Origin of the sequence: Singulisphaera sp. GP187 (assembly GCF_900129635.1) — a bacterium.
Taxonomy (GTDB): Bacteria; Planctomycetota; Planctomycetia; order Isosphaerales; family Isosphaeraceae; genus Singulisphaera.
Genome location: NZ_FSRB01000001.1, coordinates 1,885,522 through 1,901,831 on the forward strand (window position 1 = coordinate 1,885,522; position 16,310 = coordinate 1,901,831).

Annotated in this window: 12 protein-coding genes; 8 read left to right on the forward strand and 4 right to left on the reverse strand. The window is 61.2% G+C overall.

Going from position 1 to position 16,310, the window contains the following annotated elements:
* Positions 1-61: 61 nt before the first annotated feature.
* From BUS42_RS07480 to BUS42_RS07510, 7 genes are all read left to right on the forward strand, one after another.
* Positions 62-781 (forward strand): pyridoxine 5'-phosphate synthase, encoded by a 720-nt coding sequence (locus BUS42_RS07480; protein WP_074306376.1) that lies wholly within the window; start codon positions 62-64, stop codon positions 779-781.
* A 115-nt stretch (positions 782-896) separates the two neighbouring features.
* The gene (gene dapA / locus BUS42_RS07485) at positions 897-1,796 is read left to right on the forward strand and encodes a 4-hydroxy-tetrahydrodipicolinate synthase (RefSeq protein WP_254053364.1); all 900 of its coding nucleotides are present in this window, start codon (positions 897-899) and stop codon (positions 1,794-1,796) included.
* Between the two features lie 346 nt (positions 1,797-2,142).
* A complete protein-coding gene (locus BUS42_RS07490) occupies positions 2,143-2,541 on the forward strand; it encodes an ArsR/SmtB family transcription factor (RefSeq protein WP_074306377.1) in 399 nt (132 codons plus the stop codon).
* A 501-nt stretch (positions 2,542-3,042) separates the two neighbouring features.
* Positions 3,043-3,753 (forward strand): OmpH/Skp family outer membrane protein, encoded by a 711-nt coding sequence (locus BUS42_RS07495; RefSeq protein ID WP_074306378.1) that lies wholly within the window; start codon positions 3,043-3,045, stop codon positions 3,751-3,753.
* Positions 3,754-3,980: 227 nt separating this feature from the next.
* Entirely contained in the window at positions 3,981-5,303 is a 1,323-nt protein-coding gene (gene lpxC, locus BUS42_RS46375; RefSeq protein WP_074306379.1) for a UDP-3-O-acyl-N-acetylglucosamine deacetylase, read from the forward strand.
* 96 nt (positions 5,304-5,399) lie between these two features.
* The gene (gene lpxA, locus BUS42_RS07505; RefSeq protein ID WP_074306380.1) at positions 5,400-6,206 is read left to right on the forward strand and encodes an acyl-ACP--UDP-N-acetylglucosamine O-acyltransferase; all 807 of its coding nucleotides are present in this window, start codon (positions 5,400-5,402) and stop codon (positions 6,204-6,206) included.
* Positions 6,203-7,342, forward strand: a complete 1,140-nt coding sequence (locus BUS42_RS07510) for a Gfo/Idh/MocA family protein (RefSeq protein WP_074306381.1) — start codon at positions 6,203-6,205, stop codon at positions 7,340-7,342. Before lpxA ends, BUS42_RS07510 begins: the two co-directional genes overlap by 4 nt.
* A 26-nt stretch (positions 7,343-7,368) precedes the next feature.
* Here BUS42_RS07510 and BUS42_RS07515 read toward each other — a convergent pair whose 3' ends face one another.
* From BUS42_RS07515 to BUS42_RS07525, 3 genes are all read right to left on the reverse strand, one after another.
* On the reverse strand, positions 7,369-8,832 hold the full coding sequence (locus tag BUS42_RS07515; RefSeq protein WP_074306382.1) for a DUF1501 domain-containing protein: 1,464 nt from the start codon (positions 8,830-8,832) through the stop codon (positions 7,369-7,371).
* A 4-nt stretch (positions 8,833-8,836) separates the two neighbouring features.
* Entirely contained in the window at positions 8,837-11,950 is a 3,114-nt protein-coding gene (locus BUS42_RS07520; protein WP_074306383.1) for a PSD1 and planctomycete cytochrome C domain-containing protein, read from the reverse strand.
* 406 nt (positions 11,951-12,356) lie between these two features.
* Positions 12,357-13,667 carry an ATP-binding protein gene (locus BUS42_RS07525; protein WP_074310809.1) on the reverse strand — a complete coding sequence of 437 codons (1,311 nt, stop codon included), beginning with the start codon at positions 13,665-13,667 and terminating at the stop codon, positions 12,357-12,359.
* A gap of 21 nt (positions 13,668-13,688) precedes the next feature.
* Between BUS42_RS07525 and BUS42_RS45985 the strand changes: the two genes are divergently transcribed.
* Positions 13,689-13,820 (forward strand): hypothetical protein, encoded by a 132-nt coding sequence (locus tag BUS42_RS45985; protein WP_256386129.1) that lies wholly within the window; start codon positions 13,689-13,691, stop codon positions 13,818-13,820.
* A 1,017-nt stretch (positions 13,821-14,837) separates the two neighbouring features.
* On the opposite strand, the gene BUS42_RS07535 is transcribed toward BUS42_RS45985, so the two are convergent.
* Positions 14,838-16,223, reverse strand: coding sequence for an aminotransferase family protein (locus tag BUS42_RS07535; protein WP_083670094.1), 1,386 nt, complete (start codon positions 16,221-16,223; stop codon positions 14,838-14,840).
* Positions 16,224-16,310 lie beyond the last annotated feature (87 nt).

The window sequence follows — 16,310 nt, forward strand, 5'->3', positions numbered from 1 at the left end:
ATCTCGCCCCCTTATTTTTCCTTTTTGGATTCAGGGGGCCTAGCTGAGGAAAATTCAGAGCATGCCACGCCTGGGTGTCAACATCGATCACGTCGCGACCCTGCGCCAGGCTCGCGGAGGTAAGGAACCTGATCCGGTCTGGGCGGCCGCCCTTGCCGAGCTCGCCGGCGCCGATGGGATCACGATCCATCTCCGCGAGGATCGTCGGCACATCCAGGACCGGGACTTGCGCTTGCTCCGCGAGACCGTCAACGTTCGACTCAACCTCGAACTCTCGATCGACCCCGCGATCATTGCGATCGCTCTCGAGACCCGTCCCGACCAGGTCACGTTCGTCCCGGAACGCCGCGCCGAGCTGACGACCGAGGGGGGCCTGGACGTTCTCGGACATCGCGATCGTGTCGCCGAGGCCGTCAAACGTTGCCTGGACGCAGGGCTGGAGGTCAGTCTGTTTATCGACCCCGACCCGGCCCAGGTCGAGCTCTCCGCCGCGTTGGGAGCCCAGGCGGTCGAGTTGCACACGGGCCGTTATGCCGACGCCGTAGCCGAACTCGATCAGACCCGCGAACTCAACGCCCTGATCGAGGCGGGACGGATCACAGTCGCCAGTGGCCTGAAACTGCACGCAGGGCACGGCCTCAACTACCAAAACGTCGGGCCGATCGCTCAAGTGGCGGGCATGACGGAATTGAACATCGGCCATAGCATCATTTCACGGGCGGTCTTTGTCGGTCTCGAACGAGCGGTTCGAGAAATGAAGGATTGCTTGATTACGAGATAAATCGGTTGATTTGAGTGCGCTGCCTTGGAGATATGGGCTTCCCTCTCAGGCAGTCGCCTCTTAGAATTGACACGCGGTCTCATCGTGCGCGGATCTTCGAGGGCGGGAGTTGGGAATGTCATCCAAGGGTCAAATGTTTGCTGGGTGTACCGTGGCGCTGGTCACCCCGTTTCGTAATGGCGAGGTCGATTACCCACTCCTTGAAGAGTCCGTGGACTGGTACATCGCACAAGGGATTCCCGTCATCAGCCCGGTGGGCACGACGGGTGAGTGTCCGACGCTGACTCATGATGAGCACGAGCGGGTCATCGCCACGGTCGTCGAACGTGCGGCAGGGCGTGCCAAGGTGCTTCCGGGCACCGGGTCGAATTCCACGACCGAGGCCGTGCGGCTCACGCGTTTTGCGGCCAAGGCGGGGGCCGACGGGGCCTTGCTCGTCTCACCGTACTATAACCGCCCGATGCAAGAGGGGCTTTACGCCCATTTTGCCCGGATCGCGGAAAGCGTGGACCTTCCGCTCGTCCTTTATAACGTACCGGGACGAACCGGCCGGAACGTTGAGCCCGCGACAATTGAACGACTTGCCAAGTTGGGACCGATCGTCGCGGTCAAGGAAGCGAGCGGCTCGCTCGACCAGGTGAGCGAACTCCTCTGCCGGACCGACCTCACGATTTTGTCGGGCGACGACAGCCTCACGCTGCCGATGCTCGCGCTCGGCGCCGAGGGAGTGATCTCGGTGGTGGCCAACCTCGTTCCCAAAGACATGATGGCCTTGGTCGCCGCGTTCGAGCAGGGAAATCGGGACGAAGCGCGTCGGCTTCATTTGAAGCTGTTCCCGCTCTGTCGCGATCTCCTCGCGATTGCCGCAAACCCGATCCCGGTCAAGATGGCCCTCGCTATGCTGGGACGCGGCAACGGCGAGTTCCGACTCCCGCTTTGCCCCCCCGATGAGCAGGCTCAACAGGCCATTCGTACGAGCCTAACTCGCTATGGCCTCTTGACAGGTGTGGCATAATTAACTGAACGGTCTAATGGATCGATCAAGCGTGACCGCCTGGTCGGTGAGCCACGACCTTTTCTTCCGATCGATTTGTCTTTCGGATCGTTTGCTAGTTTCAGGACTGTTTTCGCGGTGTGAGTGATTAGATTTCCTTCCTAGAGATCGGACGTCCACCCCTCACACATCCTTCCCCCTCGGTCGAACTTCGGGCTCACTCAGGCTCGTCTCCTCATGAGCTGGATGTTCCCCCCCGTCAGCGACGGGTTGATCTCTGGCCCGAGATCAATGGCGAGCTCAATGCGGATGTGACGCATCCGTTGATCTCGGTTATTTTTTTCTTTTGACACAAATTGAGGTTTTCATGGCACGCAAGACCGTCAAGAAATCTGCCGCAGTGACTGTGGCACCGGAACCCCAGCAGGAAGTGTCCGAACCCGCCGTTCGTGAGCTTGCTCAGGTGTTCAAGCTGCTCAGCGACGAGACTCGGCTTCGCATTCTCTTTTACCTGGCTCAGAACGGTGAGCTTCACGTCACCGATCTTTGCAACCGCCTCGGCCAAAGCCAGCCCGCCGTGAGCCATCATCTGGCGCTGCTGCGCGTCTCGGGGCTGATCGAAGCGCGACGTGAAGGCAAGCACAATTTCTACAGCGTTCTGACCGAGCACTTCAGCGAACTGTTGGTCAGCCTGTTCTCGGCGACCGGTGAGATGCCGCGCAAGGTTCGCTTCCACGACTTCACGCTCACCTACTCGGGCGAGTGAGCACGATCCAGGTTGAGTCGGACTCGAACTTGGGAAATCGCTGGTTCCGCGTGCGACGTCCCACTCGACCCTCGAAGGTCGACGCGACGAAGCACGTCTCAATGATTTGTGGGGATGTCCTGGAGCGAATTGGACGAGCTCCAGGGCAGCCGGATCGTCTCAAGAGGGGAATCCGGACCGGTACGGGCAAGTGAGTGAGCGAGCGAGCGAGCGGGAGCAAGCAAGGGATCCGATTCATTGTCGGCTCCGCGACCCTTGTTCGTTGAGGTTCGACTTGACCGCTTGCGCGGATCACGGCAAAATGCCGCTCGACATGGAGACCCCGGGCTAGACGTCGTGGCAGGGTTCCCTGCGCGATCTGGACCGGGCCGGGCGGTCTACCAGGCGGACCCCTTTGACAGTCTCAAAGGTGGACGTGGCGGACGCTCCCTCGGCGTGAACGCCGAGTGTTTTCGACGATCCAGCGGCCGCGCCGGCGGCCAGTCAAAAGGAGTTGAACTGATGGTCGTCTCCTCTCGCGCGGTCGCGGCGGTGAGCCTTGGCCTGATCGGGGTCATGACCCTGACCAGCGCTTTATTCGGACAACAGAGCGATGGTGCCGTCCGAAAGACGACGACCCAGGGCACCACGGTTGCGCCTCCGGCTCCGGCCACATTCGGCACGATCGATATGACGGCCGTCTTCAAGGGCTATGATAAGGTCAAGGTCAGCGGCCAAGAATTCCAGGCCGCCGTGATGGCCAAGAAAAAAGACCTGATGGGCATCATGCAGCAGATGCAGCAGGAGTCGGAAAGCCTAGCCAAGATGGCGCCCGGGAGCAGCGACGCCAAGAAAATCGAAGACAAGCTCACCCAGCTCAAGGCGTCGAACGAGGCGGGGCGCGAGCAGGCGGAACGGGAATTCTCGCTTCGCGAAGCCGAAATGCTCGCCACGCTTTACAAAGAAATCCAGACGATGGTCGCTCGGGTCGCCGTGCATCGTCATATGACCTACGTGCTGCGGGTCTCGAATGACCCGGTGACCGGCTCCGACCCCAACTCGGCGATGCGTGCCATCGAACGGTCGGTGGTCTACGCGGAGGCCACGAACGACATCACCAAGGACGTGGTCCAGTACTTGAACGCCGAGTACAAGAGCAAGGGTGGGGTCGCTCCCAAGGCCACCTCGTCAGTCACTCCCAGCCCGACCAGCGTGAAGCCAGCCGGCAACTAATTTTCGCGGTTCCCCTTGAACTTAGCGATTCATGTCTCAACGAGGTCTTTGAGGATCTCTCGACGTCAACGCCAGGTCGGCACGACACCCTCGAGCATCTCGGGTCTGATGTCGCGCTGACCTTAGGTCGAGACCACGGGATCGGCCCTTGATCCGCGGCATAACCGGGCCGCGTTGAGGGCCCTTGTGTCTGACGAACCTCAAGGAAGAGGGAGCCGTCGAAGGCAATGGTCACGACGAGGCGATTGCAGAGAACGATTGCTCGGGAAGCCGAAGTCCGTGGTGTCGGCTTCATCCAAGGGGTCGACGTCGCCGTGCGATTTCGCCCGGCGGAGGCTGACCAGGGTGTGGTCTTCGTTCGGACCGACTTGCCGGGTCGGCCGTCGGTCCCCGCCCACATTCGCCACGTGATCCCGCGGCAACGACGCACGACGCTTCAGCAGGGTGAAGCCACCGTCGAGATGGTCGAACATGTCATGGCGGCCCTTTCGGGCTTGCGAATCGACAACTGCGTGGTCGAGATCGATGCGCCGGAGACGCCCGGTTGCGATGGCTCGAGCCAGGCATTCGTCGAGGCGCTGAACGGGGCCGGGATCGTCGAGCTCGACCGCGAGCGCGAGACCCTGGTGATCGAGCGGCCGATCACGGTTCGCGAAGGCAAGGCGATCCTCACGGCGCACCCCGGCAGCGACGACGGCCTCGTGCTCTCCTATCATCTCGATTACGGGCGGCAGACTCCGATCGGGTCTCAGAGCCTTTTCGTCGACGTCTCTCCGGAGACGTTCCGCGAAGAGCTCGCCCCCAGCCGGACGTTCCTGCTCGAGAACGAGGCCAAGGCGCTTCGCGCCGCGGGAATCGGCTCGAGGACGACCGAATCCGACCTTCTGATCTTCGGACCGGACGGTGTGATCGGCAACCAACTCCGTTATCGCGACGAGTGCGTCCGGCACAAGATCCTCGACATGGTCGGTGACCTCGCCCTCCTGGACAAGGACCTGAGTGGCCACGTGGTTGCCCACCGCTCGGGGCATCAACTCAACGCCGCCCTGGTCCGGAAGCTCTGGGAAGCCGCCCACTGCAAGACCTCGCTCCAAGGCGGGGGACAGGGCCGGCTCGAAATCAACGACATCATGCGGATCTTGCCGCACCGCTACCCGTTCCTCTTGGTCGATCGGGTCTTGGAGCACGACCTGACCCGTCGGGTCGTCGCCTTGAAAAACGTGAGTTGCAACGAACCCTTTTTTCAGGGCCACTGGCCGGGCCGACCGATCATGCCTGGTGTCCTAATCGTGGAAGCCCTGGCCCAAGCCGCCGGGATCATGATCGCGGATTGGGTCGATCCCAACGAACAAGTTGCCCTCATTATCTCCATCGACAAAGTCAAGTTCCGAAAAGCGGTCATTCCGGGCGACCAACTTCGGCTTGAAGTGACAAATCTTCGGACCAAGAGCCGCTCAGCCTACGTGCAAGGGGTCGCGACGGTCGATAATCAAATTGCGGCTGAGGCCAAGATTCGCTTTGTGATCGTCGATACGGAACGCCCCGCGTGACCTTGGTGCGGGTGGTTTGCAGTTGCAGTGCCTGGTTCGGCTCTGGTGCCAAGGATGGCGCCTCCGACCCTCAAGGATTTGAGGATAATCGATATCATGGCCACGCTGATCGCCGATACGGCTTGCGTTGATCCCCGAGCCGAGCTCGCCGACGATGTCGAGATCGGACCTTACTGTGTGCTCGGGCCGGACGTGAGGGTCGGCCGAGGCACCCGTCTCATTGCTCATGTCTGCATGTTGGGGGTCACGACGGTCGGGGAGATGAACGTCTTCAGCCCGTTCACCGTGATCGGCGGCGACCCCCAGGATGTCAGCTACAAAGGGTCGTCGACCCGCGTCGAGATCGGTGACCATAACATCATTCGTGAGAGCGTCACGATCAACCGCGCCACCGAAAAGGAAGACGGGGTGACCCGCCTGGGCAGCCACAACTTCCTGATGGCCGGGGCCCACGTCGCTCACGATTGCAAGCTTGGTGATCGAATCACCATTGCCAACGGATCGATGCTCGGTGGTCACGTCCACGTCGAGTCGCACGCCAGCATTTCCGGGGGAGTGGCGGTCCACCACTACTCCACCATCGGCGCCTACAGCTTTGTCGGCGGCCAGTCGCGGATCGTTCACGACGTGCCGCGATTCATGCTGGTCGACGGCAATCCGTCGAAGATCCGCTGCATCAACGTCGTCGGTCTGAAACGCAACGGCGTCAGTTCCGAAGGGATCGACGCACTCCACGAAGCGCATCGCCTGATCTATCGCGCCAAGATGAGCGCGAAGCATGCGACCGAAATCCTCGAGTCGCATGGGCACCTCGTCCCCGAAGTGCGAAGCTTGCTCGATTTCATCCAGGCCCAGCAAGAAGGCAAGCACGGCCGGGCCCGCGAACGCTGGAGAAAATCATGACGCGGTCGCGTGTGGCGGTAGTCGGCGTCGGCCACCTGGGGCAGCACCACGCCAGGATCTTGTCACAGATCCCTGAAGTGGAGCTGGTCGCGGTTGCCGACTCGCGAATCGAACAAGCTCAGAGCGTCGCCGAGAAGACGGGCACTCGCGCAGTGGCCGACTACCGCGAGCTCCTCAACGAAGTCGATGCCGTCTCGATCGCCGTCCCCACGTTCATGCACCGGGAAGTGGCCGGGGATTTTCTGGCGCGGGGCATCGCCACCTTAGTCGAAAAACCGCTGGCAGCCAGCTCGGCCGAGGCCGAAGAACTCGTGGCGCTGGCGCAGCTCCGTCGGACGTTGCTCCAGGTCGGCCACATTGAGCGCTTCAATCCCGCGCTTACCGCTCTCGACGGCCTGCCGATGCGGCCGAAGTACATCACCGCCGAGCGGCTCTCAACCTACACGTTCCGCTCCGCCGACATCGGCGTCGTCCTGGACCTGATGATTCACGACATCGACCTCGTCCTGGCGATGAACCCCGGACCCGTTCGATCGGTGGTCGCCGTCGGGGTCAGCGTCTTCGGGGGTCATGAAGATGTGGCCAACGCTCGGATCGAGTTCGAGGATGGTTGCGTCGCCAATCTGACGGCCAGCCGCGCGAGCTTTCAGGCGATGCGCAAGATGCGTCTGTGGTCGGCGGAAGGCTATGCCATGCTCGACTTCATGACCAAGCAGGGCACCCTCGTTCGTCCTTCGGACCAGCTCCGCCGCGGACAACTCGACCTGAGCGGCGTAGATTTGACGAACCCGGCGGCCGTGAAGGAACATCTGTTCGGTACGGTCCTGCGCGTCGATCAGGTCCAGTCCGAAATCCAGGACCAGCTCAAGCTCGAGCTCGAGGATTTCGTCCAGGCGCTTCGATCGGGTACACCCCCGAAAGTGAGCGGCCAGCAAGGCCTCCGCGCGATGCGCCTGGCCGGAGAAATCCTCCGAGCAATCCAGACCCATCAATGGGAAGGGATTTCGGACGGCCCGATTGGCCCGCACCACCTCCCGCAACCACTCGCCAGCCCGAACAGCCTCTTGAAAGGGCCCTTCTCGTGGCGATCGAGAACGGGGCGACCCGCCACGTCCAACACGCCGCAGAGCCAGTAACCAAGCCCGCGGCGTGGCTCATGTCATCAAGCGAGAATCGCCTCGATGAGCTCGCCGTGGACGTCCGTCAACCGGAAGTCACGACCCTGGTACTTGAAGGTGAGTCGCTTGTGGTCGATCCCGAGCAGGTGGAGAATCGTGGCCTGCAAGTCGTGAACGTGGACCGGGTGCTCGGTGATCTGAAAGCCGAGTTCATCGGTGGCACCGAGGGTGATACCCGGCTTAATTCCACCTCCGGCGAACCACATCGTGAACGCCTGGGGATGGTGGTCGCGTCCCATGCTTCGCCCGAGTGTGGCGTTTGACTCGACCATCGGGGTGCGGCCGAATTCGCCTCCCCAGACGACGAGTGTCTCGTCGAGCAGTCCGCGCCGTTCGAGGTCCAGAATCAAGGCCGCGGCGGCCTGGTCGGTCTGCCCACACTGATTCTTGAGCCCTCCGGCCACGTCGGAATGATGGTCCCACCCCTCGTGGTACAGGTTCACGAACCGGACACCACGCTCGACCAGCCGCCGCGCCAGAAGGCAATTGTTGGCGAAGGACGCCTTGCCTGGTTTGGCCCCATAAAGCTGGATCGTCTCAGCGCTTTCGCCCGCGAGGTCCATCAACTCGGGGGCGCTGGTCTGCATCCGATAGGCCATCTCGTAGGCCGCGATCCGGGTCACGATTTCCGGGTCGCCCACATCGTCGAGCCGCTTCTCATTGAGATTGCGGATCAGGTCGAGCGAGTCGCGCTGGAGTCGGCGGTCAAAGCCGGGCGGGTTGGCCACGTTCAAGATCGGGTCACCCGTGGATCGGAATGGAACGCCCTGATAGGTACTGGGCAAAAATCCACTGCTCCAGTTGGCGACTCCACCGCTGGTCCCTCCCGCTGAGGAGAGAACGACGAAACCAGGAAGATCCGCGGCGTCGCTCCCGAGGCCATAGGTGACCCACGACCCGATGCAGGGCCTGCCGGGGAGTGGCGAGCCGGTGTTGACGAAGATCTGCGCAGGAGCATGATTGAACTGGTCGGTATACATCGACTTGACGAACGTGATCCGGTCGACCACCTTGGCCAGGTGAGGCAGCATCTCGGAGAGTTCCGCCCCAGACTGGCCGTGTCGCGCGAACTTGAAACGAGAGGCCATCAGGCTTGCATCCGGCCTGATAAAGGCATACCGCTGATCTTTGACGATCTCGGCAGGGACCGGCTGGCCGTCGTACTTCCGTAACGACGCCTTGTTGTCGAAGAGGTCGAGCTGGCTGGGCGCCCCCGCCATGAAGAGGTAGATCACATGCTTCGCCTTGGGGGCGAAGTGACCGGGCTTGGGGGTGAGCGGATCCACGGCGCGTGGCATGGCCGCGCGCGATTGGGACTCGAGGAGGAGCGAGCTCAGTGCGATCTTGCCAATCCCGACCCCGCACTCGCGAAAGAAATGGCGACGAGTGGACTCGTGGAGTGGAGACGAGGGCCGCTCCGGCGTCGGATCGAAAGTGAACGGTTTCACAGTCTTATTCCTTCGAGATTGTCTCGTCGAGATTGAGCAAGGCACGCGCCACGGTGGTCCAGGCCGCCAGCTCCGGAAGGTTCTTGACGTCGCGGGCCGTCGCTTCGTCCAGCCCGGCCACGCGCGCGGGGTCGGCTTCACCCAGGCGGAACCGCTCGCATTGTTGTTGATAGAACCGAATCAGGGTGGCCAACTCTTGCTCGTGCGGAAGTCGTGAGAGACAGAGTCGATACGCATGGCGCGCACGCCCTTGATCGTCGTCGGGAGCCTCGTCGAGCACGCGCTGAGCGAGAGAGCGTGCCGCTTCGATGAAGACGGTGTCATTGAGTAGGGTGAGCGCCTGGAGCGGCGTGTTCGACCGCTCGCGCCGGACACAGGCCGTTTCTGAAGTCGGGGCATCCATAACCGTGAATGCCGCGTAAGGTGCCGTGCGTTTGGTGTATGTATACAAACCACGACGGAACCGGTCGGAACCTTTGCTGGTTTTCCAGGCGACGCTCCCATAAGCGAGCGCAGTCACCCCATCGGGTTGTGGCGGGAAGACGCTCGGACCGCCGATGGCCGGATTGAGTAGGCCGCTGGCCGACAAGGCGATATCCCGAACCACCTCGGCCTCGACGCGAAATCGAGGGCCGCGTGCCAGCCACTCGTTTTTCGGGTCGCGGGCCAGTTGCTCTGAGGAGATCCGCGAGTCCTGTCGATAGGTGGAACTCGTGACGATCAGCCGATGCATGGCTTTCATGCTCCAACCGCGTCGCGGGAATTCGGTGGCCAGCCAGTCGAGCAGCTCGGGATGAGTCGGCTTCTCCCCGCGGGTTCCAAAGTCATCCACGGTGGCCACAAGGCCGCGGCCGAAGTAGGCTTGCCAGACCTGATTCATGACGACCCGTCCCACCAGCGGGTTCTCCTCGGTGACCAGCCAGCGAGCCAGCCCCAGCCGATTCCGCGGCTCGTCCGCTTGCAGGGCAGGGAGCACCGACGGCATGCCGGGCGCGACGGGGTCGGTGATTTTGAGGAATTCCCCGCGCTTGTGGATGTGCGTCGTCCGGGCGTGCTCGGGCAATCGTTCCCGCATCACCAACGTCGTTGGCTGGAGCGGGAGCGACCGCCGGAGCGCGGCGATCTGTTTGTTCGAATCGGCCAACTCCGGCGCGATGCTCAGGAAATAGGTCTTGAGTCTCGACTGTTCCAGCTCGGACCGCAATGTAGAAGGACGGAGGAGAAGCTCCTCGACGTCGGCCGGCACCTTCGACGCGCGAATCGGCCCACGATCCGACGTCGCCGAGATCCGAAATCGGCCGATCGTCATCTGGTGGATCCCCTCTTGCCGCAGCGTCAGGGTGAGCTTGCCGCCGGCCCCATCGCCGACCTTGTCCCGGAACTCGAAGACGGCCGCGTGCGCCTGTCCGACCCCTCCCTTGACGGTCCACCCGGTATCGGGAATGCCGTCCACCGCGAGGGCCGCGGGACGGTTCGGTTCGGAATAGTCTTCGCTCGCGTTCTGGATCGGGACTGGCTGCGCTGAGCCCGCGCCCGCTGCGGGTGTCGCGACGACTTGAAATTCCGTCAGCAGGAAGTCGCCAACGGAGAACAAGGGGGCACGCCCTGGACCGCCATTGGGCAGACTGGGGTCGGGAAGCACCTCCAACCGAAGTGCGGTGACCCCCTTCAGGTCGGTCGAGACATCGATCTCATAGGTGTCTTGGTTCGGCTTATCGCCACTGGCGAGTACGGAGAGATCGTCCAGGACGGTGAGCGTCGCCTGTTTCGCCGAAACGAGACGCGTGGGACGTAGCGGGGTCCAGTGGACGGGCTTGATCGTTTTTTCCCAGTCCGCGATCCGGGTTTCGAGCGACTCTGTTTTCGAATGCTCAGCGAACTGAGCTTCCCGGCCGGCTTCCATCCCGGCGATCTTGGCTTCGATGGCCTGGCGCTGGACGGTGATCGCCGGGTCCGGCACGTCGATTTCAGGTTCGTCCGCGTTATTGAAGAACGAGAAGAACTGATAATATTCGCGTTGGGTAATCGGGTCGTACTTATGGGTATGGCACTGGGCGCACTGAATGGTCAGGCCAAGCCAGACGGCCCCGGTCGTGGCGACTCGATCCACCAGCGAGGTGAATCGGAATTCCTCAACATCGATTCCCCCCTCTTCGTTGATCATCGTGTTTCGGTGGAACCCCGTGGCCACCTGTTGCGAGCGGGTGGCATTGGGGAGCAGGTCTCCGGCGATTTGCTCGACCGTGAACTGATCGAAGGGCATGTCGGCGTTGATCGCTTGGATCACCCAATCGCGATAGGGCCAGATCGACCGTTCCCGATCTTTTTCATAGCCGTTCGTGTCGGCATAACGGGCGCGATCGAGCCATCGACGCCCCCAGCGCTCGCCATAATGTGGAGATTGGAGCAGACGCTCGACGAGCCGCTCATAGGCGTCGAGCCTGGTGTCCGCCACGAACAAGTCCACTTCGTCGATGGTCGGAGGAAGCCCGATCAGGTCGAGGGACAGCCGGCGAATCAAGGTGGTTCGATCGGCTTCAGGCGCGGGAATCATTCCTTCTCGATCGAGCCTTGTCTGAACAAAACGATCGATGGGGTTCCTTGCCCACCCAGATCGTTTCACTTCCGGCAAGTCGGAACGCACGGGCCTGCGGAACGACCAGTGATCACTCGCGATCGACGAGGAACCGACCGGATCATCGGGCCATGCGGCCCCTTGATCGATCCAGGCACGGAGCACGCCCACTTGTTCCGGGGTCAAGCGCTCACCGCCCCCTTGGGGAGGCATGACATCGTCCTCATCGACCGCGGCCACGAGTTCGATCAGCCGGCTCTCCGCACTCTTGCCGGCCTCGAATGCAGGACCACCATCACCACCGGCGAGCGCGCGCGCTTTCGCGTGAAGACTCAGGCCCCCCTTTTGACGTTGGGGACCGTGGCACTGATAGCAATGTTTGGCAAGGATCGGCCGAACATCACGAGCGTAGTCGACCGGTTGACTCGCCGGCGGAGGAAGCGGGCCGGCATCGACGGCACGAGCCAATCCGAAGAGGATCGTTAAAGTGACGATTCGGGAGAATCGCAACCCCCACCACCGGACGTGCTGCGTTGGGCTCATGACTCATACCACTCCATCAGACGCCGGCGCCGATCTCGTCGTGGTTCCTTGCCTCAGCCGACCAGGCTTGGTTGATTCTGCTTCAATCAAGGCGCACAGAGTCATACGTCGTTGCGGTTCAGCGGGGATGATCGAGCGGGCGCACACGTGAGGCAGGTATTGGTCAGCAGGAACCTCACCCGTCATTTTAACAGAATCTCGCAGTATCGACTATGCGTCCACCTGATTCGCTCGACCAGGAATCCAGTCGGGTCCGGACGTGGGCCGATCGTCGAGAACCGGGCGCTCGTGAGCGTCGATTCCGATCCATTTGCATGCTTGAGTGTGTGCAGGCGGGACGAGTGACGCGACGGAATCGGCTTGGCTGAGTCGATCCAAACCGAAAAGTCAACTCTCTATCGCATGATCACATAACCGTGAAGTAGTTGCCCACGGCAATGTCGAAATACTCGGCGGTCATCTCGATCTCGAGCTCATTGAAGATGCAGTGGTTGCGAATTTGCAGCATCAAGTCACGCGGCTGACAGGCGCGAAACGGACGCTCCGCTCTGCAGTAGTGGGTTTCGATGAGGTAACTGATGGCTTGCTGATCGATCGACTTGAAACCGAGCTTCGGCCCGAAGATTTCGAAGAGCTTTCGGAAGTTCGCTTCGCTCGGGTCAGTGACGTTGACCTTGTACGGGATTCGCCTCAGGAACGCCTCGTCGACGAGTTGCTTCGGCTCGAGGTTGGTCGAAAAGAGGATGAGCTGGTCGAACGGGACGCGAATCTTCTTGCCGTTGGCAAGCGTCAGGAAGTCGTATCGTTTCTCGAGCGGAATGATCCAGCGGTTGAGGAGCTCGATCGGCTGCATCCGCTGGCGACCAAAGTCGTCGATCAGGAAGGTCCCGTTATTGCTCTTCATCTGGAGCGGTGCTTCGCTGATCTTGGTTGCGGGATTGTAGCTGATCTCCAGATTTTCCATCGTCAGTTCACCACCGGCGATGAGGGTCGGCCGTTTGATTTCAATCCAGCGGTCGTCCTGGTCGTCCATCCGCAGGAGGCCGCCTGCCCTCGGCCGCACCGCTTCGTGACTGGCCGGGTCGAAGAGTTTGAGGATGTGTCCCTCAATACTGATCACCCGTGGAATCCAGATCGACGTGCCGAAGCAACGCGTGATTCGTTCAGCGATGCTGGTTTTCCCGTTCCCGGGGTACCCATAAATAAACATGCCTCGCCCTGAATTGATTGCGGCCCCCAGAGTCTGAAACATGTCCTCATTGATCAACAAATCGGAGAAAGCGCGCCGAAGATCGGCCATCTTCGGCTGCTCGGCGTCGATCGTTTGGGCGGCGACCGACTTGACGTAGCTCTCGAACGGAACGGGGGCGGTGCCGACGTAGGCACATTCCTCGAAGTGATTCCGTGCGCGGGCTCGTCCGGAGTCGGTCAGCGAATAGTAGTAATCGTTGGCGGAAGCATTATCGGTGTAGGCAACGATCTGCTGATTCTTGAGATGACGGAGGAATTCGGGAAAAGGTCCAAACGGCAACCCAAGCTCGTCGGCGATCCTCCGTCCGGCGGCGTTCCCGAAGTTGAGCAGGAACTTGAGGACGAGGCTCTCGATCTGGGCGCTGTTCAACCCCGCCGTGACGAAGTCGTTGGCTGGCCGGGGGCGGAACGGTTCTTTCGCTTCGGTCGTCAACGAGGGGACGGTACTCGGCTCAAACGAATTCACGGTGCGACGACTCCCGAGCGAATGGACGTCCCTCAAGCGGCCGGGCGGGGCGCCGGAGGAGGCCGCGAGATGGCCAAGGTCGGCGTGATCGCCCCACGTCCCGACCAATTCGTGGCGACAAGGCGGCTCCCGAGCCGACAACTGGCACCTTGAGCGCCGTCACTCAACTGATAGGGCACAATCGGCTTGCCGTCAAAGGCCAACGCGTCGAAAGCCGTCCGCTTCGGTCGTCACCAGGTAGCCTGAAGCTCACCACGACTCCGTCGTGCCGCCCCGGCATGAGCACTCGCTCCCTTGAGGTCAGACAGACACCGTTCTCGGTCCGAACCGCTGACAGCTCGGAAGCAGCCTCCGACTTCTCGACGCGATCGCGGGGAACCTTCTGTTGTTAAATCGAAACAACAAAACCGATATCGATTAAAATATTCGATGCGTTGATTTGACATTCCTCGGACTCACGGCGTAGGTTTGCTTGACGAGCTCGAGGTCGCGATCGTCGTAACTCAAATTTCGTTACGACAATGACAAGGCCAAGAGGCCAAGTGCCCGCGCCATTTTTTTACCCATCGCGGGCGCAAACCGCTCTTGGTTGTGTTTTCCCTTGGTTTCCTGCGTTTCGCCCGTCGCCATTTCCTTCGCTCAAGAGGCATCAGTCATGCGCCACTTCGGAACGAAGCTCCGCCAATTCCTTCTCCACGAAGACGGTCCGACCGCAGTCGAGTACGCGGTCATGTTGGCATTGATCCTCGTCGCCTGTATAACGATTGTGACCTCACTTGGGACCGGTGCGAGCTCGACTTTCTCCACCGTCAAAGACGCCGCCGCAAGCTGACATCAAACATTACCCATCCCGAATTGCCACGATGATGGCCAGCCCGAGCTGAATTTGATCGGGCTGGCTGATCGGTTTTCCCCGCGGTCCCTGACATCCGGTGCCCCTCTCGGTTGCCTTCTCGTGAAGGCGAATTGCACCACACCAATGGTCCCGTCGTTATGGCCAGAGAGACGATGATCGACCTGGCGAAATCAAGGGTTCACGCGAAACTGTAGCAAGGATACCGGGATCGAGTCTCCCGCGAATTTCGGCCTCCGGGGTAGACAAACGGCCCTCCTTCCTTGCGACAGACTCGTTCACGCCCCACCTATGACGCTCACTGATTCACGAATTTTCTATACGTGAATTTCCTGAAGGATTTCAGTCAGGCTCGCGTCAAGAATCGAGACCATCTCATCGAGTTGATCGCTGGTCGTCGTCAAGGGGGGACCGAAGGCGATCCAGTTCGGGTCGAACCGGCAGAGGAGACCTTTCTCGAGAGCCCGGCGGCCCACCCGAACTCCAAACGCCATCTCGGCCGGGAAGGATTTCTTGGTCGCGGGATCGCGGGCAAACTCGATCGCCTGGAACAACCCTTTGCCGCGGATGTCGCCGATGACGCCGTGCGTCTCGGCCATTTTCTGGAAGTGAAGCCTGAGACGGTCACCCTGAGTGCGTGCGTTCTGACAGAGGTCTCGTTCCAGGATCTCTTGAAGCACGGCGATCCCGGCTGCGCATGAGATCGGATTTCCCTCGAACGTGTGTCCTTCCACGAATCCAGGATTCTCGGCGATCGGCCCCCAAAATGCGTCGGCAATCGGCCGCCGACAGATCATGGCCGAGAGCGGCGCATAGCCGCCGCTGAGTCCCTTCGCGACGCAAAGCACGTCGGGCACGACGCCGAACGTCTCGGCGGCGAACATCTGTCCCGTGCGACCGATCCCCGTAATAATCTCATCGAAAATCAAGAGAATGTTATGTCGGTCGCAGACCTCACGGAGCATCGGCAGATACTCCTCGGGCGGGTCGATGATTCCACCGGTGTGGCCGATCGGTTCCACCATGATCGCCGCGACCGTGGCGGGGTCTTCCATCTCGATGACGGATTCGATGATCGAGGCGCAGGTGATCCCGCAGCCCGGATACGTCTTGCCGAACGGGCATCGATAGCAGGTGGGTGGAAAAACATGAAGGAACCCCGGCGCCAATGGCTCGTTCACGGTCCTGCGTGACTTCAAGCCCGAGGCCGAGAGCGCGCCGAGGGTCGACCCATGCCAGGATTGATAACGGCTGATGATCTTATACTTACCCGGCGATCCTGTGAGCCGGTGATACTGCCTCGCCAATTTGATCGCCGCCTCGGTGACCTCCGACCCCCCGCATTGGAGCTTGACCACCGAAAGATCCCCGGGCGCCAGCTCGGCGAGCAAATTGGCGAGCTGAATCGCAACCGGGTTGGTCCCATGCATCGGCGGAGAGAACGTCAAGGTGTCGAACTGGCGACGGATCGCCTCGATCACGCGACGGTTGTTGTGGCCCACCGATGCCACATAGATTCCCGAGAGGGCGTCAACGTAGCGCTTGCCATTGACGTCCCAGTAATAAACGTCCTCGGCACGCGCCATGATCAGCGGCGACCTCGACCACTCGGCCATCTGGTCCCGAATGAAGATCTGCCTGAGGAATGCTTCTTCCGTCGTCTGGGCCTCGCTGATGAGCTCAGGCATCGTCGACTTGGACATGGATGGTCCTGCAAATAAAATAGGATGCCGTCTGGGCATGCCGTTGGCCGTTCTAAACTAAAGAGGAGGCACAGAGCAGGGGCGGTG